Annotated in this window: 18 protein-coding genes; 10 read left to right on the top strand and 8 right to left on the bottom strand. The window is 66.6% G+C overall.

All coding sequences use genetic code 11. The features are described from left to right. Positions 1-31: 31 nt before the first annotated feature. From QP552_RS14905 to QP552_RS14925, 5 genes are all read left to right on the top strand, one after another. On the top strand, positions 32-2,065 hold the full coding sequence (locus tag QP552_RS14905) for a prolyl oligopeptidase family serine peptidase (RefSeq protein ID WP_111112465.1): 2,034 nt from the start codon (positions 32-34) through the stop codon (positions 2,063-2,065). Positions 2,066-2,235: 170 nt separating this feature from the next. After that, positions 2,236-4,338 carry a M13-type metalloendopeptidase gene (locus QP552_RS14910; protein WP_106548857.1) on the top strand — a complete coding sequence of 701 codons (2,103 nt, stop codon included), beginning with the start codon at positions 2,236-2,238 and terminating at the stop codon, positions 4,336-4,338. A 289-nt stretch (positions 4,339-4,627) separates the two neighbouring features. After that, positions 4,628-6,637, top strand: a complete 2,010-nt coding sequence (locus tag QP552_RS14915; RefSeq protein WP_111113546.1) for a M13 family metallopeptidase — start codon at positions 4,628-4,630, stop codon at positions 6,635-6,637. Positions 6,638-6,764: 127 nt separating this feature from the next. Then, positions 6,765-7,259 carry a VOC family protein gene (locus QP552_RS14920; RefSeq protein WP_111113547.1) on the top strand — a complete coding sequence of 165 codons (495 nt, stop codon included), beginning with the start codon at positions 6,765-6,767 and terminating at the stop codon, positions 7,257-7,259. 76 nt (positions 7,260-7,335) lie between these two features. Next, a complete protein-coding gene (locus QP552_RS14925) occupies positions 7,336-8,919 on the top strand; it encodes an NAD(P)/FAD-dependent oxidoreductase (RefSeq protein WP_286073963.1) in 1,584 nt (527 codons plus the stop codon). A gap of 179 nt (positions 8,920-9,098) precedes the next feature. Here the strand turns inward: QP552_RS14925 and QP552_RS14930 are convergent, their stop codons facing one another. The 7 genes from QP552_RS14930 to QP552_RS14960 all read right to left on the bottom strand — a co-directional run bounded on the left by QP552_RS14930 (position 9,099) and on the right by QP552_RS14960 (position 15,717). Continuing rightward, the gene (locus QP552_RS14930; RefSeq protein WP_005410509.1) at positions 9,099-9,773 is read right to left on the bottom strand and encodes a rhomboid family intramembrane serine protease; all 675 of its coding nucleotides are present in this window, start codon (positions 9,771-9,773) and stop codon (positions 9,099-9,101) included. Between the two features lie 93 nt (positions 9,774-9,866). Next, positions 9,867-10,205 (bottom strand): MGMT family protein, encoded by a 339-nt coding sequence (locus QP552_RS14935; protein WP_286075942.1) that lies wholly within the window; start codon positions 10,203-10,205, stop codon positions 9,867-9,869. Beyond that, positions 10,202-11,122, bottom strand: coding sequence for a DMT family transporter (locus tag QP552_RS14940; protein WP_286073964.1), 921 nt, complete (start codon positions 11,120-11,122; stop codon positions 10,202-10,204). Before QP552_RS14940 ends, QP552_RS14935 begins: the two co-directional genes overlap by 4 nt. Positions 11,123-11,281: 159 nt before the next feature. Next, positions 11,282-12,640: a glutathione-disulfide reductase gene (gene gorA / locus QP552_RS14945; RefSeq protein ID WP_286073965.1), complete on the bottom strand. Its 1,359-nt coding sequence runs from the start codon at positions 12,638-12,640 to the stop codon at positions 11,282-11,284. Then, positions 12,637-13,887 carry an FAD-dependent oxidoreductase gene (locus QP552_RS14950; RefSeq protein ID WP_286073966.1) on the bottom strand — a complete coding sequence of 417 codons (1,251 nt, stop codon included), beginning with the start codon at positions 13,885-13,887 and terminating at the stop codon, positions 12,637-12,639. Before QP552_RS14950 ends, gorA begins: the two co-directional genes overlap by 4 nt. 3 nt (positions 13,888-13,890) lie before the next feature. Beyond that, a complete protein-coding gene (locus QP552_RS14955) occupies positions 13,891-15,135 on the bottom strand; it encodes a DUF418 domain-containing protein (protein WP_286073967.1) in 1,245 nt (414 codons plus the stop codon). A 99-nt stretch (positions 15,136-15,234) separates the two neighbouring features. Beyond that, positions 15,235-15,717, bottom strand: a complete 483-nt coding sequence (locus tag QP552_RS14960; protein WP_099554997.1) for a peptidylprolyl isomerase — start codon at positions 15,715-15,717, stop codon at positions 15,235-15,237. A 111-nt stretch (positions 15,718-15,828) separates the two neighbouring features. On the opposite strand from QP552_RS14960, the gene QP552_RS14965 reads away from it, so the two are divergent. After that, a complete protein-coding gene (locus QP552_RS14965; RefSeq protein ID WP_049430125.1) occupies positions 15,829-16,368 on the top strand; it encodes a C40 family peptidase in 540 nt (179 codons plus the stop codon). A 194-nt stretch (positions 16,369-16,562) separates the two neighbouring features. Continuing rightward, positions 16,563-17,273 carry a C40 family peptidase gene (locus QP552_RS14970; RefSeq protein ID WP_239506910.1) on the top strand — a complete coding sequence of 237 codons (711 nt, stop codon included), beginning with the start codon at positions 16,563-16,565 and terminating at the stop codon, positions 17,271-17,273. 344 nt (positions 17,274-17,617) lie between these two features. Here the strand turns inward: QP552_RS14970 and QP552_RS14975 are convergent, their stop codons facing one another. Beyond that, positions 17,618-18,952 (bottom strand): dicarboxylate/amino acid:cation symporter, encoded by a 1,335-nt coding sequence (locus tag QP552_RS14975; protein ID WP_142806487.1) that lies wholly within the window; start codon positions 18,950-18,952, stop codon positions 17,618-17,620. Between the two features lie 153 nt (positions 18,953-19,105). Between QP552_RS14975 and QP552_RS14980 the strand changes: the two genes are divergently transcribed. From QP552_RS14980 to tilS, 3 genes are all read left to right on the top strand, one after another. Further along, positions 19,106-20,812 (top strand): alkaline phosphatase, encoded by a 1,707-nt coding sequence (locus tag QP552_RS14980; RefSeq protein WP_111113552.1) that lies wholly within the window; start codon positions 19,106-19,108, stop codon positions 20,810-20,812. After that, positions 20,809-21,354: a WG repeat-containing protein gene (locus QP552_RS14985; RefSeq protein ID WP_286073968.1), complete on the top strand. Its 546-nt coding sequence runs from the start codon at positions 20,809-20,811 to the stop codon at positions 21,352-21,354. The genes QP552_RS14980 and QP552_RS14985 overlap by 4 nt, the downstream gene beginning before the upstream one ends. Before the next feature lie 550 nt (positions 21,355-21,904). Beyond that, the gene (gene tilS, locus QP552_RS14990) at positions 21,905-23,191 is read left to right on the top strand and encodes a tRNA lysidine(34) synthetase TilS (protein ID WP_286073969.1); all 1,287 of its coding nucleotides are present in this window, start codon (positions 21,905-21,907) and stop codon (positions 23,189-23,191) included. The last annotated feature ends 25 nt before the right edge of the window (positions 23,192-23,216 follow it).

Consider the following 23,216-nt stretch of genomic DNA (forward strand, 5'->3'; position numbering starts at 1 on the left):
CTCCCATTGCTCGGATACAGTGAGACGTAGCATGAAGCACTATCTGCTGCTGGCCGCGCTGGCCGTTGCCGCGCCGCTGCACCTCCATGCCAAGCCGACGGTCCCCACGATCGAACAGCTGGCCGCCTTCCCCGACATATCAAGTCTCTCCGTGTCTCCGGACGGCACTCAGATCGCCGGGCTTCAAGCCCGCGGCGAAGATCGCGTGATCCTGGTTTGGAAGACCGACAACCTCAGCGCAGCGCCCACCACGATCGGCGCAGGCCGCATGAAGTTCCAGAGTGTGAGTTTCATCAAGGACGGACTGCTGGCGGTCACCCTGTGGCAGCCATTCGACCTGCGCACCGACCGGGTCAACAAGACATTCATCAGCAAGTTCTTCATCACCGATACCGAAGGCAAGCAGTGGAAGGAGCCAATCAGCGTTCCGCGTGCCACCAGCCGCAATGAAGAACTGGAGCAGGCACTGTCCAATGCCACGGTGCTGGACACGCTGCCCAACGATCCGGACCACATCCTGGTGGTCAACGGTTCGGGCAGCAACTCGGGAGACGTCTACAAGGTCAACCTGCGCAGCTTCACATCCCAGCGCATCCAGAAGACCGAAGAACGCGTCGCCGGTTACCTCACCGATCTGAACAGCGAACTGCGCGCACGCCTGCGCCAGGACGTGGACGGTACCGGGGCCTACGTCGCCACCGAATTCCGCAATCCGGCCACCAACGCGTGGGAAGAACATTTCCGCTCGCATGTGAAGGACCGCGACATCACCCAGGTCGTCGGTTTCGCCGATGACCCGAACATCGCCTTCATCCAGAGCAACGTCGGCCGCGACAAGACCATCATCTACGAGTACGACATCACTGCACGCAAACAGAGGGAAGTGCTGTTCGAGCACAAATTCTTCAATGCGGGTTCAGTTCATGTGAACCGCTACAAGGATGTGGAGGGCGTGCCGTTCGGCGCATTGCTCGGCGTGACCTACAGTGGCCCTCGCGAGAACGAAGTTGAATGGACCCATCCGGTGTTCAAGGGCCTCAACCAAGGCGTGCGCCAGGCCCTGGGCATCCAGTCCAGCGAAGTCACCTTGGTCGATCCCGCGACCGGTCAGCGCGCGACCACCCAGGCCGACACCGGTCGTGCGGTGCGCGTCGTCGACTACAGCAAGGACCTGAAGACCTTCGTGCTGGCCGTCTCTGGACCAGCCAATCCACCTGAATATCACCTGCTGCGAAACGGCAAGCTGACCCTGCTGGCCAAGTCCTATCCGAAGATCGATCCGGCTGCGCTGGGCGATACCAGGCTGGTCTATTACAAGGCCCGCGACGGGCTGGATATTCCGGCATTCCTGACCACGCCCAACACCGAACTGTGTGGCGCCGGTCCCTGGAAGGCGGTCGTGCACCCGCATGGCGGTCCGTGGGCCCGCGATGGCATGGACTTCGATGGCTCGATGTGGGTACCGCTGATGGCATCGCGCTGCATGGCCGTACTGCGGCCGCAGTTCCGCGGCTCGGCCGACTGGAGCCGCAAGCTGTGGATGGCCGGTGACGCCGAATGGGGCCAGAAGATGCAGGACGACAAGGATGACGGCGCCAAGTGGATGATCGACCAGAAGATCGCCCAGCCCGGCCACATCGCCATGTTCGGCTTTTCCTACGGTGGCTACTCCGCGTTTGCCGCCTCGGTTCGCCCGAACGGCCTGTACAAGTGCGCGATTGCCGGTGCCGGCGTCTCGGACATCAAGAAGATCTGGGCACGCTTCTATACCAACCCGTTCTTCCGCCAGGCGCAGTCGAAGACCGTGGACGGCCTGAACCCGCTGGACAAGGCGGGCGAGATGAAGATCCCACTGATGGTCTACCACGGTGACCGCGACCGTACGGTGCCCATCGAGCAGTCGGAGTGGTTCGTGAACAAGGCCAAGGGCTCGGGGCAGCCGGTCGAGTTCCACGCCATCGCCGACTATGCGCATGGGCCGGCCTGGACCCGCGCGATCATGGGCGACCAGCTCAGGTTGATCGACGACTACCTGGGCAAGGGCTGCGGCGGCGGCGGCCTGTAAACGATGCGTTACCCACGCAAGGGCGCCCCAGCGGGCGCCCTTGCTCGTTCTGGCCCTTGCGCCCGGCCATGACCTTCGACACCCTTGCAGGGCAGGCCGGCGGCGTATCGTTCGGCCCACGGCCGTCCCTGCGGCCCTTCCCTGACTCACTCGGCCTGGAGGCCATCAAAGTGACCCGTACTCCCAAGATCGTGCTGCTGACCCTGGCCGTTTCGGCCGCGCTGGTTGGCTGCGGCAAGAACGAAACCCCGGCCAAGGACGCCACCGCCTCCACGCCGGCTGCCGCCGAAGCCACCCATTACACCCTGGACGAGAGCAAGCTGCCGGCCTACAACGCCTTCCAGCCCAGCGACCTCGATACCAGCAAGGACGCCTGTGGCGCCTTCGGCGACTACGTCAACAGCAAGTGGCTGGCCGCCAATGAAATCCCGGGCGACCGCACCAGCTGGGGCGCCTTCACCATCCTCGACGAGCGTTCGGTGGCCGTGCAGCACCAGCTGGCCGAGCAGGTGGCGCAGGTGAAGACCCCGAACCACATCGAAAAGATCGTCGGCGACCTGTGGGCCACCGGCATGGACGAGGCCAAGATCAACGCCCAGGGCATCGAGCCGCTGAAGGCCGACCTGACCGCGATCGATGGGCTGCAGGACAAGGCGGCCATTGCCAACTACCTGCGCACCAGCGCGGCCAAGGGTGACAACGTCCTGTTCGGCTTCGGCGCTGAAGCCGACTTCAAGAACTCGGCCGTGAACCTGGCCTACGCCAGCCAGGGCGGCCTGGGCCTGCCGGACAGCACCTACTACACCGACGCCAAGAATGCCGACAAGCTGAAGGCCTACCAGGCACACGTCGCCAAGGTGCTGGAGCTGTCCGGTGTTGCCGCTGCCGACGCTGCCAAGCAGGCCGAGGAAGTGGTCAAGTTCGAGACCCGCCTGGCCAAGGCCTCCAAGTCGCGCGTCGAACTGTCGCGCAACGTCGAGCTGTACTACAACCCGGTCACCCTGGCCGACGCCGACAAGCTGACCCCGAACTTCAGCTGGACCGAGTTCTTCAAGTCGCAGGGCGTAGCCGCACCGGAGAAGTTCTCGCTGGCCATGCCTGCCTTCCATGAGGAAGTGAGCAAGGCGCTGGGCGACACCGATCCGTCGGTGTGGCGTGCCTACCTGCGCTTCCACACCGTGGACAGCGCCTCGCCGTACCTGGCCGACGCCTTCGTGCAGGAGAACTACGAGTTCTACGGCAAGACCCTCAACGGCCAGAAGGAACAGAAGCCGCGCTGGAAGCGCGTGCTGGGTACCATTGAAAACGACGCCGGTGAAGCCTTCGGCCAGCTGTACGTGAAGGTAGCCTTCTCGCCGGAAGCCAAGGCGAAGATGGAAGAGCTGGTGAAGAACCTGGCCGCCTCGCTGAAGGAACGCATCCAGGGCCTGAGCTGGATGAGCGATGAGACCAAGGCCAAGGCCATCGCCAAGTGGGAAACCTTCACCCCGAAGATCGGCTACCCGGACAAGTGGCGTGACTGGTCGGGCCTGCAGACCCAGCGCGACAGCTTCCTGGGCAACGTGCGCGCGGCCAACGAGTTCAACTACAAGTTCAACCTGTCCAAGATCGGCAAGCCGGTGGACAAGACCGAGTGGGGCATGACCCCGCAGACGGTCAACGCCTACTACAACCCGCTGCAGAACGAGATCGTGTTCCCGGCCGCCATCCTGCAGCCGCCGTTCTTCGATCCGAAGGCCGACGACGCGCTGAACTACGGCGGCATCGGCGCGGTGATCGGCCACGAAATGACCCACGGTTACGACGACCAGGGCGCACGATTCGGGCCGACCGGCAACATGGAAGACTGGTGGACCGCCGCTGACAAGAAGAACTTCGAAGGCCTGACCGGCAAGCTGGTCAAGCAGTTCGACCAGTACAAGGTCGACGGCCAGGCGGTGAACGGCCACCTGACCCTGGGCGAGAACATCGCGGACCTGGGCGGCCTGGCCACTGCTTACGACGCACTGCAGAAGGCCAGCGCAGGCAAGGAAGACGCGAAGGTGGACGGCTTCACCCGCGACCAGCGCTTCTTCTTCAACTGGGCCACCGTGTGGCGTACCAAGTACACCCCGGAGAACGCCAAGGTCCGCCTGGCGACCGACCCGCACGCCCCGGCGCAGTTCCGCGCCATGGGTGCGCCGTCGAACCTGCCGACCTTCGCGGCCGCCTTCCAGTGCAAGGCCGGTTCGCCGATGGCCCGCAGCGGCGACCAGCAGGTGGTGATCTGGTAAGCCACGGCTGACGCTGTTGCAGACCTGCAGAGGCCCGGGAATTCCCGGGCCTTTGTTTTTGCCGGTGAATGTCATCCACGCATGGCGTGGATCTACTGATCCCGGTGCTCCCCGGCAGCTGCTGACCTTGGTCGGCGAAAGCGCCGCAACGCGTGCATCCCGCGTCCATGCCGCCCGCCCTGGTAGCGCCGGGCCATGCCCGGCGAAAGCACCGCGACGCGTGCATCCCGCGTCCATGCCCGGCTTGCTATAGTGCGCGCGCCCTTAATCCATCACGGATTCGTTCCACATGCCCAATTTCCGTCCGCTTGCCATCGCCCTGGGCATCAGCCTGGCGACCCTGGTCCCGACCCACGATGCGTTCGCCGCCGCCAAGAAGAAGGCCGCCCGCGCCCCGGCTGTCAGTGCCCAGTGCAGCGACTTCTATGACGCCACCAACGCAGGCTGGCTGAAGGCCAACCCGGTGCCGCAGACCGGTGCCACCACCGCGCTGGGCCAGCTGGTCGACCGCAGCCGCCAGCAGCAGCGTGAACTGCTCGACGCAGCGATGAAGTCACCGCAGGGCAACGTGCAGAAACTGCTGGGCGATTTCTGGGCCAGCGGCCTGGACGAAGCTGCCGTGGAAGCAGACGGCTCCAATCCGATCGCCCCGCTGCTGACCCGCATCAACGCCATCAAGAAGGCCAAGGATGTGCCGGCCTCGATCGCCGCGCTGCACCAGGTGGGCATCCCGGTCGCCTTCAACTTCGGCCCCGACGTCGATCTGAAGGCGCTGGACCGCCACATCGGCTACTTCATGCAGGGCGGCATGGGCCTGCCGGACCCGGCGTTCTACACCCGCACCGATGCCGATACCGTGGCCCTGATGGGCCGCTACCGCAACTACGTCAAGCAGATCCTGGCACTGACCGGCACCCCGGCCGCCAAGCTGGATGCCGAGTCGCAATCGGTGATCGCGCTGGAAACCGAACTGGCACGCAACGCACAGTCGCTGGCCGGCATCAACAACCCGTTCAACAACTACGCGCCGATCTCCACCAAGGAGCTCAACAGCCGCTACCGCAACCTGCAGCTGGATGCCTTCCTGAAGGCACAGGGCGTGGACGACGACCTGGTCTCGCTGGCCGACCCGGGCCTGTTCAAGCAGCTCGACGGGATGGTCACCAAGCTCAAGCCGGACCAGTGGAAGGCCTACCTGCGCTGGCGCGTGGGCGACTCGATGGCGCCGTACCTGTCCAAGGCCTACCGCGACGCCGAGTTCGAATTCCGCGGCCGTGTGCTGCGTGGCGAAACCCTGCCGCCGCAGCGCTGGGAAGACGTACTGGACGCGATCAACGTGGCCGCCGGCCCGATGGTCGGCCGCGAGTACGCCGCGCGCTACCTGTCCGCCGAAGATCGTCGCCAGGCGGCGTGGATCGTCGACAAGGTCCGCGAAGTGCAGATCGAGGCGGTCAAGAACAGCAGCTGGATGAGCGCCGAAGCCAAGGCCGAAGCACAGGCCAAGCTGGCCGCGCTGAAGATCGAGATCGGCACCCCGCTGCGCGACCTCGACTACAGCGTGCAGCCGATGGGCCGTGGTTCCTTCGGCGGCAACATGCTGATTGCTTCGACCTGGCGCCATCGCGAGGAAATGAAGCGCATCGGCAAGGGCAATGCTGACCGTCGCTGGGACGTGCTGCCGCAGCAGCCGTCGCTGGCCTACGACCTGGCGCAGAACCGCCTGATCGTCACCGCTGCGATCCTGCAGGGCCCGGTGTTCAACGCCAAGGCCGACGCCGCCGACAAGTTCGGCAGCTTCGGTGGCCTGGTCGGCCATGAGCTGACCCGCGCGATCGATGCCAAGGGCGCGCTGGTCGACGCCAAGGGCGAACTGCGCAGCTGGTGGACCCCGGCAGACAAGACCGCCTGGACCCTGCTCGGCAATCGCGTGGCCGCGCAGTACAGCGCCTACGACTTCCCGGGTGTGAAGGGCGCCAAGGTCAACGGCACGCTCACCCAGGAAGAGAACCTGGCCGACATCGCCGGCCTGGAACTGGCCTGGGCCGCGTACACCGCGCAGGAGCCGAAGGCCAAGCAGGCACAGCAGCAGGGCTTCTTCCGCGCGTGGTCGGCGTTGTGGGCGCAGCAGCTGTCGCCGAACGAGGCCGTGCGTCGCCTGACCGCCGACATCCGTGCACCGGGCCTGTGGCGCAGCAACGGCACGCTGGCCAATCTGCCGGCGTTCGGTGCCACCTTCAGCTGCAAGGCCGGCCAGCCGATGCAGCGCAGCGAAGCCGAGCAGATCAAGGTCTGGCGCTGAGCTGTCTGCTGCACTGGCAATGAAGAGGGCGCCTTCGGGCGCCCTTCTTTTTTTGCAGGTGCAGCACGATCCCGGGTTAACACCGGGCATGCTATCGCTGCGGCTTCGTCCAACTTGGAGCCCCGACATGGCACACAAGAACACGATCTGCATCTGGTACGACAATGGCGCGCTCGAGGCCGCCACCTTCTATGCCAGCTTCTTGCCCGACAGCGCGGTGACCGCCGTGCATCACGCGCCGGGCGACTACCCGGACGGCAAGGAAGGCAACGTGCTGACGGTCGAATTCACTGTCTGCGGCATACCCTGCGTCGGCCTCAACGGCGGCAGCGCGTTCAAGCACAGCGAAGCGTTCTCCTTCCAGATCCAGACCGAAGACCAGGCCGAGACCGACCGCCTGTGGAATGCCATCGTCGGCAACGGCGGACAGGAGAGCCAATGTGGCTGGTGCAAGGACCGCTGGGGCATCTCCTGGCAGATCAGCCCGCGCATGTTGATCGACGCGGTGACCAGCAAGGACAAGGCACTGGCCAAGCGCGCATTCAACGCGATGATGCCGATGAAGAAGATCGACATCGCGACCATCGAAGCGGCAATCAAAAAAGGGGACGGAGGGAATTAAGTCGTTTCTCTCCATTGCCGGTGACCCCATGCGAATTGCGACTTAATCCCCTCCGTCCCCTTTTTCCGAGGTGCTGATGTCCCGGGATGCGATCATCGTCGGTGGCGGCCACAACGGCCTGGTCTGCGCGGCCTATCTGGCGAAGGCCGGAAAGAAGGTGCTGGTCCTTGAACGCCGCGGCGTCCTTGGCGGTGCTGCGGTCACCGAGGAGTTCCATCCCGGCTTCCGCAACTCAGTCGCGTCGTACACGGTCTCGCTGCTGCAACCGAAGGTGATCGACGACCTGCAACTGCATGCGCATGGGCTGCGCATCGTCGCGCGCCCGGCCAACAACTTCCTGCCATTGCCCGACGGCCGCTACCTGTTGTCGGCACCTGGCCGCACCCAGGCCGAAGTCGCGAAATTCTCCGAACGCGATGCGCAGGCGCTGCCAGCGTATGAAGCACGCCTGGAGATCTTCGCCGACGTGCTGCGTGCGTGGGCCCTGCGTGCGCCGCCGGACATCGGCGTTGCCGGTGGCTGGCGTGCGCTTCCCGCACTGTGGCAGATGGGGAAACTCGGCCGCGAACTGGCAACGCTGGATGCTTCGCTACGGCAGGAACTGCTGGACCTGTTCACGCTTTCAGCGGCCGAGTACCTGGACCGCTGGTTCGAGAGCGCGCCGATCAAGGCGCTGTTCGGTTTCGATGGCATCGTCGGCAACTACGCCAGTCCGTACACTCCGGGCAGCGCATACGTACTGCTGCACCACGTGTTCGGCCAGTGCAATGGCGTGAAGGGTGCCTGGGGCCATGCGATTGGTGGCATGGGCGCGATCAGCCAGGCCATCGCCAGCGCGGCGCGCGAGGCCGGGGCCGAACTGCGCGTGGATGCCGGCGTGCAACGGGTACTGACCGAACAGGGCCGCGTCGTGGGGGTGGAACTGGCCAACGGCGAAACCCTGCGCGCACGCGCCGTAGTCGCCAACGTCAATCCTAAGCTGCTGTACGAACAGTTGCTGGAGCCGGGGCAGGTACCGGTTGCAACATGCGAGCGCATGACGAACTGGCGCTGCGGTTCCGGCACCTTCCGGATGAACGTGGCGCTGTCGCGGCTGCCGGAGTTCCGTGCCCTGCCCGGCCCCGGCGATCACCTCAGCGCCGGCATCATCATGGCGCCCAGCCTGGACTACATGGACCGCGCCTGGCTGGATGCGCGCCGCGATGGCTGGTCACGCGAGCCGATCGTGGAAATGCTGATTCCCAGCACGCTGGATGATTCGCTGGTACCACCCGGACAGCATGTCGCCAGCCTGTTCTGCCAGCACGTGGCACCGGTTCTGCCTGAGGGCCGCCATTGGGATGATCATCGGGATACGGTGGCTGACCTGATGATCGCCACCGTCGAACGTTATGCGCCTGGCTTCGCTGACAGCATCCTCGGTCGGCAGGCGTTGTCGCCGCTCGACCTGGAGCGCACGTTCGGCCTGGTCGGTGGCGACATCTTCCACGGCGCACTGAGTGCCAACCAGTTGTTCTCGGCACGGCCGATGGTTGGCCAGGCCGGCTATCGCGGTGCCCTGCCCGGGTTGTACCTGTGTGGTTCGGGTACCCACCCCGGTGGTGGCGTCACTGGTGCGCCCGGGCACAATGCCGCGCAGGTGGTGTTACAGGATCTGTAGATCCACGCCGTGCGTGGATGCGCGCGTACCCGCCGCATGCATGACCTGCCGTTGGTGGGTACCGACCGGGGTTGGCAATCATCCCTCTCGTTTCGTGCCAACCAAGGTTGGCACCTACCCGCGTGGGACAAGGCGTGCCAACCAAGGTTGGCACCTACCGCGTCAAATGATCCTTCGGATCATTTGACGCTGCGCAGATGGTTCGGGCGCTTCGGCGGACCCGGCGGTCGGCGCTTGTTGAACGGCGGTTGCCCGCGCCAGTAACGGATCAGCAACCAGCCGAACAGCATGCCACCCAGATGCGCGAAGTGGGCCACGCCCGGCTGCCAGCCGGTCATGCCCAGCACCAGCTCACCCACGCCGAACAGGATCACGAAGGTCCGCGCCTTCATCGGGATCGGCGGGAACAGCAGCATCACCCGCTGGTTCGGGAACAGCATGCCGTAGGCCAGCAACAGGCCGAACACGCCGCCGGAAGCGCCCAGCACCGTTGCCGGATTCTCCAGCAACGTACCCACCAGCAGCTGGCAGACACCGGCACCGGCCACGCACACCAGGTAGTACAGCAGGAAGCGTTTCTCGCCCCAGGTCTGCTCCAGCGGCGCGCCGAACATGAAGACCGCCAGCATGTTGAAGAACAGATGCCCGAAGCTGCCATGCAGGAAGCCATAGGTCAGCAGCTGCCACGGCTGGAAGTTGCCGCCCGGCGAGAACGCATCGAAACCCTGCTGCAGCGGTTGCAGCATGAACGGCTCGAAGGTCTGCATGCCAAGCAGGAACGGCTGCTGCAGCAGGAACAGGATCGCGTTGGCGATCAGCAGGGCCTTGGTGACGGTTGGCAGTCGCGGGAACATGGGAGCACCGGCATGGAACGGCCTCCATCATAGCCGCAGCACCGTGTCTTGTTGGCGACCCGCAGGCGTGGCCTGTTCAGTCGCCAGCGGTGCTCAGCCCGGGCCCCACACGGCCGCATCCAGCGCCGCGGCTGGATCGGTGGCCGGCATCCGCACCCGGCCGTTCTCCACCACCACGCCCTCGGCGCGCAGCCGCTGTGACTGCTCGCACCAGCCGGCCGACCCTTCTTCCATGGCAATTCGCCCATCCGAACGCAGCACGCGATGCCAGGGCAGGTCGGGATCGTCGTTCTGGCCGAGAATGCGTGCGGTCAAGCGTGCACGCCCCGGCAGGCCGGCACGCATCGCCACCTGGCCATAGCCCATCACCTGCCCCGCAGGGATCGCGCGGATCACCGCCAGGATGCGCGCACGCGCCTGCTCCGGCGTCAGCGCCGCAGGCGGGTCACCAGCAGTACGCCGATCAGCACCAGCACGGTGCCGGCGATCTGCGCCGGCTCCATCGGTTCGTCGAGCAGCCATAGGCTCATCACGATCGTGGAAACAGGGCCCAGCATACCGACCTGCGCGGCCAGCGACGAACCCACGCGCTGCACCGCCAGCATGATCGCCAGTACCGGCAGCACCGTGCACACGGTGGCATTGACCAGCGACAGCCACTGCACCGGTGCCGGCGCCTGCCACAGCAGCGGCAGCGGATGGGTCACCGCGAAGTGCAGCAGCACCAGCACGCTGGCCACGCAGCTGGCGTAGGCGGTCAGCCGCACCGCACCGATGCGCGCCACCACCTGCCCACTGCCGAACAGGTACAGCGCGTAGCTGAGCGCGCTGCCCAGCACCAGCAGGCTGCCGACGATGATCTGCCCGCCCTCGCGCTGCAGGTCATGGCCGAAGGCCAGCAGCACGCCCAGATAGCTCAGCACCAGCGCGCCGATCTGCCAGCGGCCGGGGCGCTGGCGCGCCAGCAGCACGTTGATCAGCAGCACCAGGGTCGGGTTCAAGTAGAGGATCAACCGCTCCAGCGTCACGCTGATGTACTGCAGGCCCTGGAAGTCGAGCAGGCTCGACAGGTAGTAGCCGGTGAAGCCCAGCCACAGCACGCGGGCGCGGTCGGCCCAGGACAGCGGCTCGGCCCGGCGTGCGGCCCATAGCGCCATCAACACGAACAACGGCAGCGCCATCAGCATGCGCAGCGCCAGCAGCGTGGTGGCATCGACGCCATGACGCAGGCCCAGCTTGACGATGATGGCTTTGCCGGAGGCGGCGATCGCACCCATCGCGGCCAGGCCGATGCCACCCAGTGCGATGCGTGGGGAAGCGGTAGCGATGCGGGAAACGGGGCTGGACATCAGGACGACGGCGGGCCGCGCGGGGCGGCCCGGAAAGGCGTGGGGGGCGTCATTGTCGCATGGAGGCGCCCGCTGACCTGTAGAGCCGAGCCTGCGCTCGGCTTCGCCAACCCTGGGCGAAAAGCAGCCGAGCATGGCTCGGCTCTACAATGGCCCGGCTCAGCGCATCAGCACCACTTCCTCGGCCGAGGTCGGGTGGATCGCCACGGTATCGTCGAACTGGGCCTTGGTCGCGCCCATCTTCACCGCCACCGCGAAGCCCTGCAGGATCTCGTCGGCCGCTTCACCCAGCAGATGGATGCCTACCACCCGCTCTTCCGGGCCCACGCAGACCATCTTGAACAGGCTGCGCTGGGTACCGTTGGCCAGCGCCTGCAGCATCGGGCGGAAGCGGCTGTGGTACACGCTCACCTGGTCGAAACGGGCGCGTGCTTCTTCCTCGCTCATGCCCACCGCGCCCAGCGGAGGATGCGAGAACACCACGCTGGCCACGTTCTCATAATCCATCTTCGACTGCGGGCGGCCGCCGAACAGGCGGTCCATCAGGCGCCGCGATGCGGCCACCGCCACCGGGGTCAGGCCGACCTTGCCGGCGATGTCGCCGACCGCATGCACGCTCGGCACGCTCGTGGTCTGCCATTCGTCCACCTCCACCTGCTGGTGCTCGCCGATGCCGATGCCCAGCGCTTCCAGGCCCAGGTCACGGCTGTTGCCGCGGCGACCGGTGGCGAAGAACACTGCATCGAACACGGTGTCGAGCGGGCCGTCATGGCCGAACGCACGCACGCGTTCGCCCTCGCGCTGCAGTTCCCGCAGGCGGTAGTCGAAATGGGTGCGAACGCCCTGCTGCTTCAGGTTCTCGGCCAACTGATCGGTCAGCTCGTAGTCGAAGCGTTCCAGCAAGCGCTTTCCGCGCACCAGCAGGCTCACCCTGCTGCCCAGCGCCTGCAGCAGGCCGGCCAGTTCCACTGCAATGTAGCCACCGCCGATGATCGCGACCTCGGCCGGTGCCGCGCGCAGATCGAAGAAGTCATCGGAAACCAGGCCCAGTTCGGCACCGGGAACATCCGGGCGCAGCGGGTGCGCGCCGGTGGCGATCAGGATGTGTTCGGCGCTGTAACGCACGCCATCGCTGCAGGCGACGGTATGCGCATCGAGCAGATGGCCGCGCGCCGGAATGCGCACCACGCCGGTTTCATCCAGGCGCTTGTGGTAGCTGGTGTGGATGTTGCTGATATAGGCCTGGCGATGGATCACCAGTTCCTTCCACGACAGCGACGGGCGTGCCTCGACATCGAAGCCCATCGCATTGGCCAGGCCGATGCGCTCGTGCAGGTCGGCCGCCAGCCACATCGCCTTCTTCGGCACGCAGCCAACATTGACACAGGTACCGCCCAGCTCGCCGGGCTCCAGCATCGCCACGCGCTTGCCATGCTGCGCCGCGCGGATCGCACCGGCCAGGCCGGCGGAGCCGCCGCCAAGGACGATCAGGTCGTAATCATAGGGTGCAGTGCTCATCGGAATCGCTCGGGTCGGTAAGGGGCAGGATCGATCGCTGGTGTGCGGCCGCAGACGAGATCGGCAATCAGCTGGCCGGTGCCGGCGCTCATGCTGATGCCGAGCATGCCATGCCCCGCTGCAAGCCAGACGTGAGGATGCGCGGGTGCGCGGCCGATCAACGGCACGTCGTCCACGCTCATGGGGCGCCACCCGCACCACTGCTCCTGCAGCTGCGCACCGCGTGGCGCGCGCAGGTAGTGGTCGGCGGCCTGCTGCAAAGCCTGCAGGCGGGCCGTGCGGAGCTGCGGATCGGCACCGGCGAATTCCATGGTGCCGCCCAGCCGCAGCGCTTCGCGCCAGGCGATCACGAACACGGAATGGTCTTTCAGCACCACCGGACGCTGTGGCACCTGCGCCGGTCGCGACCAGGTCAGCGAGTAGCCTTTGCCGGGCTGGATCGGCACGCGCAGATCCAGTTGCCGTGCCCAGTCGCGCGACCACGGGCCGGTGGCCAGCACCAGCTCACGTGCCCGCAGGGCCTGCCCACCGACCTGCACGCGTACCCCCTGTGCATCGTCGCTGAAGCCCTGCACGTCCTTCTGCTCGTCGATCACCACGCCCTGCGCGCGCAGTACACGTGCCAGCTCCGCGGTGTAGCGGTCCGGCCGCAGCTGCGCATCACCGGGAAAGTGGATCGCGCCGGCCAGACGGTCGTGGAAAGCCGGATTGGCACGTGCGTAGCCGGCCCCGTCGATACAGGCCGTGGCGATACCCTGCCTGTTCAGTGCTTCGCACTCGGCCGCGTAGTGGTCGAAGTTGCGCGCATCGCCGAACACATAGTCCAGCCCGCGCGTATCGAACTCGCACTCCAGTGCATGCGCCTGCACCCAATCGGCCAGGCGCAGCCGCGAGTCGTTCAGCAGTGCACCCCGTGCCCGCGTGGATTGCAGCCAGTCACGCGCGTTGCAGCGCGCACCGAACTGCAGCAACCAGCGCCACAGCACCGGATCCAGGCGGGTGCGCACATACAGCGGCGCACGCGGATCGAGCATCCAGCGCAATGCGCGCAGTGGCACGCCAGGCGCGGCCAGTGGAGGCGCATGGCTGGGAGTGACGGTGCCGCAGTTGCCGTGCGAGGTTGCCGCACCAATGCGGCCACGATCGATCACACGCACCTGCCGCCCCTGCGCACGCAGTGCGAGCGCGGCGGCCAGACCGATGGCACCGGCGCCCACCACGATCACATCCTCGCGCGCGCCCAGCATCGATCAGCCCTGCCCGGCTCCGCGCCGCATCGGCGGCCACTGCCGGTAGGTCATCGCGCGCCACAGCCATTCCATCGGCCCAAAGCGGAAGTGGCGCAGCCAGGCGTGCGAGATGCCCACCTGCACGGTGAACAGCAGCAGCGCGAACAGCAGCTGCACGCTGCGTGGCATCATTTCGAACGCGCCCAGGCCGTAGTGGTAGAACAACCAGGTGCACAGCAGGGACTGGCCGAGGTAATGGGTCAACGCCATGCGCCCGACCGGCGCCAGCCAGCCCAGCCACGCGCGCCAGTGCACGATCCAGGCCAGATAGCCCAGGCACATCGGCAGGCCGCCGATCGTCACCAGCGCCATCGCCGCCGTCACCGGCAGATCGTAGGCGCCCGGCGCCAGATACGGTTTCCAGGCAACACCCAGCAGCGTGACCAGCAGGCCGAGGGGCAGCGCCACCCAACGCAACACCGCGTACAACCGCGGGAAGCGCTCCGGTGTGGCCAACGCGCCGCTGCCGGCAAACCAGCTCCCGATCAGGAACATGCCAAGCACCTCCGGACCGGTGATCAGCAGCGCCCCCATCGACGCGCCGAACTCATTCACCCGCTGCACGGTGGCCTGCATCCAGCTGCCGTGCCCGTACACCTGGCGCTGAAGATCGATGCTCTGCTGCGCCTCGGTGAGCATTTCCCGCACCTCGTCCGCCGAGGCCATCGACACCATCGCGCCGACCAGCAGCATCATCGCCACGCCGCCGAGGTAGACCGTCGCGCCCATCCACGGCAGCCAGCTGCGCGGCGCCTCCCGGCAGGCCAGCAGCGGCAGCGAGATCAGCGCGTAAAGCACCAGGATGTCGCCCGACCAGACCAGCACTGCATGGCACAGGCCGATCAGCAGCAGACCGGCGCTGCGACGCAGGTAGAACGGGGTGAAATCACGCCCAGCCAGCTCGGCGCGTTGCGCCATCACCGCAAAGCCGGCGCCGAACAACAGCGAGAACAGGGTGAAGAACTTGCCCTGCACGAACACATAGACAAAGGCATCGGCCCAGTAGTCAATGCCATGCCAATGCACGTCGATGGCAGTGAACGCCAGATCCAGCGGCCCGCTGAAGGCCTCGATGTTCATCAGCAGGATGCCCAGCAGCGCGGCACCGCGCAGCACGTCCAGCACGGCGATGCGTTCGCCGGAGGCCATCGGCTGCAGGGAAGGAGAAGCGGCGTTCACGGGGCATCCGTCGGGCAGGTCCGTCATTATGCCGCCGGCCCGCAAGCCGTGGATGGGCGCGCCGTGTTCCAGAAACGCAACGGCCCGCCGAAGCGGGCCGTTGCTGGCATCACGATCGCGCTGCGATCAGTGGTGGTGACCACCGTCGCCGTGGACGTGGCCGTGGTCGATCTCTTCCTGGCCGGCTTCGCGCACATCGACGATTTCCACGTCGAAGTGCAGGTCCTTGCCAGCCATCGGGTGGTTCAGGTCGACGTCGACGACGCTCATGCCGACCTTCTGCACGGTCACCGCACGCGGGCCGAAGTTGGTCTGCAGCACGACCTGCTGGCCCGGGGCCAGCTTGGTGTTGCCGAAGTGCTTCTTCGGCACGCGCTGGGACAGGCCCTCACGGCGCTCGCCGTAGGCGTCGGCAGCATTGACATCGACGCTGAAGGTCGCACCGGCTTCCTTGTCCATCATGGCGTTTTCCAGGCCCGGGATGATGTTGCCGTGGCCGATCAGGATCGCCAGCGGCTCGCCGCGGTCCTTGGACGATTCGATCGGCTCCTGGCCGACTTCGGAAACGGTGTAGTGGAAGCGGACAACGCGGTCTTTTTCGATCTTCATGCGCAACTCTGTCTGGATCTGCCGGAGGCAGGCGGGTTGGGGCGGGTTGTCGCCCGGCGGGGACGCCGCCATCATGACGGCCAATCCAAGGTGGCGCATTATCCGGAGATCATGCACATCACGCCAGTTTCGTCCGGCCTGCGCCGGCTTCTCGCCCCGGCCCTGCTGCTGGCCCTGCCCCTGCTGATGACCGCCTGCGGCGGTGGCAAGGCCACCCGCCCTGCACCTCCCCCGCCAACGGCGAACTGGCCGAAGACCGTGCCGGACAACCCGGAGGCGGCCAACTCGGTGCTGATGCGCGCCATCAGCCTGGTCGGCACCCCCTACCGCTATGGCGGCAACACCCCCGATTCGGGCTTCGACTGCAGCGGCCTGGTCGCCTATGTCTACCGCGAGATGCTGGACCTGAAGCTGCCACGTACTTCGCGCGATCTGGCGGCGGTACAGGGCCCGAAGATCGATCCGCAGCGCCTGGCCACCGGCGATCTGGTGTTCTTCGGCAGCCGCGGCAGCGTCACCCACGTCGGCATTTATGTAGGTGAAGGGCGTTTCGTGCATGCGCCGAGCACCGGTGGCACCGTGCGGCTGGACTCGCTCAGCGGTCCCTACTGGAAGGACCACTACACAGGCGCGAAACGTGTCCTTCGCTAAGATGAACAGGCGATATGTTCAAAACTGTGACGCGCATCACCTTGAAACTAACGGATTACTAACGGAATTTTTAACTTATCCGCGCTTTTACAGGGCATGATGCCCCATCGTTTTTTTCCTGTGACCGACGCGTGACGACTGACGACCTGAAAAGCGAAGGCCAGACTTCCGTATCTTCACGCAGTGCCCGCCCGTTGTTGCTTGGCCTGGCACTGTGTCTGACCAGCCTCCCGGCCTGGTCGCAGACTGCTCCGAACCGTTCCGATGCAACCCCGGCCCCGGTGGCCGAGAGTACCGCCCGACCGGCCGCCAAGGCCGAGGCTGCCGCTCCGCAGCGCAGCCGCGTCGACGCCGCCGCCAGCGCTACCCTGGCCGCCCTGCTGCCGCACCTGGCCGCCAACGACACCATTCCGCTAATGGACCGCTCGGCCGTGGTGGCCGGTGACCTCAGCCGCCTCCTCGCCAACTACGACACCAGCAGCGCTGCCAATGGCAGCGTTGTCGGCACCGCGGCCGACAACGGCAAGGTGCAGTCGCTGCTGCGCCGTGCGATGACACTGCTGGGCACCCCGTACCGTTGGGGCGGCAGCAACCCGGACAGCGGCTTCGACTGCAGTGGCCTGGTCGGTTACGTGTTCCGCTCGGCCCTGGGTATCGAGCTGCCGCGCGTCTCGCGCGAAATGGCGCACGATGACAACGCCGAACTGATCAACGATCGCACCGCGCTGGCGGCGGGTGACCTGGTCTTCTTCGGCCGCAAGGGCCGCGTCGACCATGTCGGTATCTATGTCGGCGATGGCCGCTTCCTGCACGCACCGAGCTCGGGCAAGGACGTCCGCGTGGACACTCTGCTCAGTGGCTACTGGGGCAACAAGTTCATGCAGGCCCGCCGGGTCGATCTCTGACCGGTCGGCGCCAGCGCGCCGCCTGATTCGAAAAGCCGCTGCCCTGCAGCGGCTTTTTTTTGTTTGCGCGCCCCCGGTGGGTGCCGACCTTGGTCGGCACTGCCTCCATCTATGCATGGCGTGGATCTATCGGAGCCTGGCCTGGTGGGTTTGGCCGGCCCGGCCCGGTGCATGCCCTGGTGGGTGCCGACCTTGGTCGGCACCGCCGCCATCCACGCGTGGCGTGGATCTACCGGGGCTCGGCCTGGTGGGTTTGGCTTGCCCGGACGAGGGCCCGCCGTGGTGGGTGCCGACCTTGGTCGGCACTGCCGCCATCCACGCATGGCGTGGATCTACACACAACCTCAGGCGCGTGGCGGCGTCGGGTCGGGATCATCCACGCCCACGTTGCTGGACGGGTTGTCATACACCGCCTGGTCGAGCAGCCCGGTCTCCTTGGCCACGATCACCGGCACCAGCATCTGGCCCGTCACGTTCGTCATCGTGCGCATCATGTCCAGGATGCGGTCGATGGCATACAGGTAGCCGATCGTCTCCAGCGGCAGGTTGGCCGCGCTCAGCACCACCGTAGCCATGATCACCGCGGTACCCGGAACACCGGCCGTACCAAAACTGCCCAGCACCGAGGCGATCAGCACCACCACGTACTGTTCCGGGGTCAGCGGCACACCGCTGTACTGCGCGATGAACACCGCGCACAGCGCCGGATAGATCGCACCACAGCCGTCCATCTTGATGCTGGCGCCCAGCGGCACCGCGAACGAACCGTAGTCCTTGTTAACGCCCAGGTTGTGGGTGATCGAACGCAGCGCCACCGGCATCGCGGCGAAGCTGGACGAGCTGACGAAGGCCACCTGCATGCCAGGCGCCGCGCCGCGGAAGAACTTCAGCGGGTTCAGGCCATGCGCCAGCAGCAGCGCACTGTAGACCACCACGATGTGCAGGGCGCAGGCCACGTACAGGGCCAGCACGAAATGACCCAGCGGCAGCAGCTTCTCGAACCCGTAGCTGCCGACCAGACCGGCGATCAGCCCGAAGGTACCGATCGGGGTGACTTCCAGCACGAAGCGGGTCACCTGGATCATGATGTCGCTCATCTGGCCGACCAGCTTGCGCGCCTCCGTCACCTTCTCGCCCAGCTTGACGATGGCGAAGCCGACCAGGCCAGCGAAGAAGATCACCGGCAGGATCGAACCACGCCCGGCGGCCAGCACGGTTTCACCCGCGGCATTGACCTTGGTGCCGATGCCGGACAGCGCATAGAAGACATTGGCCGGCACCACGTCCAGCAGTACCTGCACCACGCTGGGCACTTCGCGCGGCACATAGTTGCTGGCCATCGACAACTGCAGGCCACCCGCGCCGGGCTGCAGCACCGTGCCTACGGCCAGGCCAACGCATACCGCCAGCGCGGCGGTGATCACGAACCACAGGAAGGTGCGGCCACTGAGCGCGGCGACCGACTTCTGGCCGTGCAGCGACGAGATCGCATTGATGACCGCGAAGAACACCAGCGGCACCGCGATCATCTTGATCAGGGTGACGTACAGCTCGCCGAGCGGGCCGAACCACGTTTCCGCGGCCGGGCCGAGCGCCCAGCCGGCCAGCGCGCCGAGCACGAAGCCACCGACCACGCGCTGCCAGAATGGAATCCGCAGCCAGGCAGAGACCAGCTTCATAGGCAATCCAGAGGGAAGGAAGGGATGCTGGCACGATAGCCCAACAACGGCTGGGGAACGACCGCCCGGCCGGCAAATCAGTGTGTCATCGGCGTGCCTTGCGAGGGCGGGCATAATGAACGTCCCGTTACAGTTTGTGAGATCCCAGCGTCCATGCGCCGTTCCGTCTCCCTGTTGGCCGCCTGCGCCACCACCCTGCTGCTGGGCGCCTGCGCCAGCACCGCCCCCGCGTCCGCTCCGGCCGGCCTGAAGGTCGCCGTCGATCCCGTCGCCCACCCGGCCGGCGAGACACCGCAGTGGTGGTACCGCAGCGGCGCCGCCCAGGCCGCCGCCAACGGCGCGATGTCCGGCAAGGCCAAGAACGTCATCCTGTTCCTCGGCGACGGCATGAGCCTGACCACCGTGGCCGCCTCGCGCATCTACGAAGGCCAGCAGAAGGGCGGCTCCGGCGAAGAGAACCTGCTGTCCTGGGAGCGCTTCCCGGCCACGGCGTTCAGCAAGACCTACAACACCGATTCGCAGACGCCCGATTCGGCCGGCACCATGACCGCCATCACCACCGGCGTGAAGACCCACATGGGTGCGATCGGCGTCAGTGCCGGCAGCCGCACCGACTGTGCCGACAGCCTGTCCAAGGGCCTGCTGACCTGGCTGCAGCTGGCCGACAGCGCCGGCCTGGCTACCGGCGTGGTATCCACCGCGCGCCTGACCCATGCCACCCCGGCCGCCACCTATGCGCACTCGCCCGAGCGCAACTGGGAAAACGACACCGACCTGACCGACGCGGCCAAGGCCGCAGGCTGCAAGGACATCGCCCAGCAGCTGCTGTCGACCTCGCGCTATGGGCGTGGCCCGCTGGTTGCCCTTGGCGGCGGCCGTGGTGAATTCACCACGGTGGAAGAGCGCGACCCGGAGTACGACGACAAGGTCGGCCAGCGCCTGGATGGCCGCAGCCTGGTGCAGGAATGGCAGCAGGCGCACCCGCAGGGTGCCTACGTGTGGAACAGCAAGCAGCTGGCCGCCGCCGCGGATGCGCCGGCCATCCTTGGCCTGTTCGAACCGGACCACATGCGCTACGAGTACGAGCGCCCGCAGGATCCGGGCGGTGAGCCGAGCCTGGCCGAACTGACCGCAGCAGCGATCAAGAATCTGTCGAAGCACCAGGAAGGCTACGTGCTGATGATCGAAGGCGCGCGCATCGACCACGCCAACCACAGCGGCAATGCCTACCGTGCACTGACCGAGACCGTGGCGCTGTCCGACGCGGTCCGCGTGGCCAACGAACTGACCTCGGCCGATGACACGCTGATCATCGTTACCGCCGACCACTCGCACACGCTGAACTTCGTCGGCTACCCGGCACGCGGCAACCCGATCCTGGGCAAGGTGAAGGACAAGGGCGGCGAAGACGGTGCCGGCAAGCTCGACTATGCGCTGGACGGCAGCGGCCAGCCCTACACCACCCTGACCTACGCCAACGGCCCGGGCCATACCGGCGCCAGCAACCAGCAGCCGGCCGGCCCCAAGCGCTACCCGCACAACCCGAGCAGCTTCGAACCGGCCAACGGCCGCCCAAACCTGCGCGAGGTCGACACCGAGCACCCCGACTACATGCAGGAGGCGCTGGTGCCGATGAAGTCCGAATCGCACGGCGGTGAGGATGTCGGCATCTGGGCACGCGGCCCGGGCAGCAAGGCGATCCGCGGCACGCTGGAACAGAACGCGATCTACCACATGATCGTGCAGGCCACCCCGGCCCTGCGCGAGCGCCTGTGCCAGGCCGGCACCTGCGACGACAAGGGCGTGCCGGTGCAGCTGCCGGCACCGACGGCCTTCGAGCGCAAGGCCGAGGCCAAGTGATCGTGAGGCAGGCCCGCCCTGCCCCTGCCAGCGGCCGCTTCGCGCGGCCGCTGGCCCTGCTCGGCGTGCTGGCCAGTTCCAGCGCGCTGGCGCAGGCACCGGCGTGCAAGCTGCTGACCGACGAACACGGGTTATGGCCGCTGCCCAACTGCGAAGTGGTCGACCACCGGCCGAAGATCCAGCCGGACACGCTGAAAGACCTGAACTTTGATGACCACGGCCTGGCCGTGGTGTATGCCGACCAGGGTTTCCACTACGTCGACCGCAAGGGCCGCAGCCTGCCGGTGCTGACCTGGGACAACGGCCCGGAGACACCGGAGGAAGGCCTGCTGCGCGGGCGCGTCGGCAATCGCGTGGGCTACTTCGATCTGACATTCCGCCAGGTGGTGCCGGGCACCTTCGATTTCGCCTGGCCGTTCCGAGATGGCGTGGCCGAGGTCTGCAACGGCTGTCGTCGCGGCACGCCGGATGGCGATGGCCACACGCCGATGGAAGGCGGAGAGCGGTTCCGCATTGACCGTTCGGGTCGTCGGGTGAAGTAGGTTTTCGGCAGGGCTGCGCCCTGCACCTGCAGACGCAACGGCAACGGCCGAAGCAACAGCAACAGCGTGCATTCCGTGGGATGGCGGGGCACTGTGGGTTTGCGGGGACGCCGTAAACCCATCCATGGGGGCTTGGTCGCCGCATCCATGCGGCTCACACCCCGCAAACCCACAGTGCCCCGCCTTCGACAGGTTCCCGGTGACGGTTGGACCATCCACGCTTTGCGTGGATCACATCTGTCAGATATCGAATTGAATCCGGGGTCAGATCCGTTTTCCTGCGGAAAACGGATCTGACCCCAAGAGCAATTCCGACAGTTCGCAGGAAACTGTCGAAGGCGGGGTGGGTCCGGTTGCGGGAGTGTCCGCGGCATGGATGCCGCGGCCAAGCCCCCAAGGATGGGTTTACGGCGTCTCCCGCAACCGGACCCACCCCGCCATCCCTCAGCTGACCAGCTGTTGCTGTTGCTGTTGCTGTTGCTGTTGCTCTGGCTCGTAGCGGGTGCAGGGCGCAGCCCTGCCAAGTAAACCCCACCCTATACTTGCCGCCGTGACTGCCTTCCCCGCCCTCGTTCCGCTGGATGCGCCGCTGCTGGTGGGTTACAGCGGCGGTGTCGACTCCACCGTGCTGCTGCACTGGCTGTGGCGCTGCGCCCAGGCCTCCGGCACTCCGCTGCGTGCGATGCACGTACACCACGGTCTGCAGCCAGCCGCCGACGACTGGGTACGGCATTGCCAGCAGCAGTGCGCGGCCCTCGGTATCGAGCTGGCCGTGCACCACGTACAGGTCGACGACACCACAGGCCTGGGCCTCGAAGGCGCGGCGCGCCAGGCACGACGTGCCGCCTTCGCGGCCGAGCTGCGCGAAGGTGAAACGCTGGCACTGGCGCAGCACCAGGACGACCAGGCCGAGACCTTCCTGCTGCGCGCGCTGCGCGGTTCGGGCGTCGATGGCCTTGCAGCGATGTCCGCACGCAGCCGTCTTGGCGAACATCACCTGTGGCGACCACTGCTGTCGACGCCGCGCACCGCGCTGCTCGACTACGCCCAGCAGCACGCGCTGCAATGGATCGAAGACCCCAGCAACGCCGAAGACCACGCCGATCGCAACTTCCTGCGCCTGCAGGTGTTGCCGTTGCTGCGCCAGCGCTGGCCGCACGCGGCGGCGGCATTGGCCGGCAGCGCGACGCATTGCCGGCAGACCCGCGAACTGCTGGACGAGGAAGACGCCGAGCTGATCGCGCACCTGGAAGTGGCACCGCGCGTGCTGTCGCTGCAGTTGCTGCGTCAGGTATCACCGGGGCGCGCGGCACGCGTGCTGCGCGCCTGGGTGATCGGCAACGGCGCAGCACCGTTGCCGGCCACGGTGTTGCAGCAGGCGCTGGAGGAGCTGTTGCCGGCCGACACCGACCGCCAGGCGCGTGTGCGCTGGCAGGATCACGTGATCCAGCAATGGCGTGACCATGCCTACCTGCTGCCAGCCCGGCTGCCCTCGCTGCCTCTAGACTGGCAGGCGGCCTGGGATGGCCGTGCACCGCTGCCATTGCCCGACGGTGGCCAGCTGAGCCTGCTTGGCGCCAGCGCTTTCGAACAGCCACTGCAGGTCCGTGCACGCGTGGGCGGTGAGCGCATCCTGCTGCCCGGCCGCCAGCATTCGCACGCGCTGAAGGACTGCCTGCAACGTGAGCGCCTTGCTCCATGGCGGCGCGCGCAGCTGCCGTTGATCTTCGATGGCCCGCAGTTGCTGGCCGCCGCCGACGTGGTCATCGCCGCGCCCTTGCAGGCCTGGTTGCAGGCGAACGAGGCACAGCTGCGGTGGCGTCCCGGCGGCTGGTGAATTGACCCCCGCGCGCGGCCCGTCC

It is taken from the genome of Stenotrophomonas sp. 59 (genome assembly GCF_030291095.1).
Lineage (GTDB): Bacteria > Pseudomonadota > Gammaproteobacteria > Xanthomonadales > Xanthomonadaceae > Stenotrophomonas > Stenotrophomonas maltophilia_Q.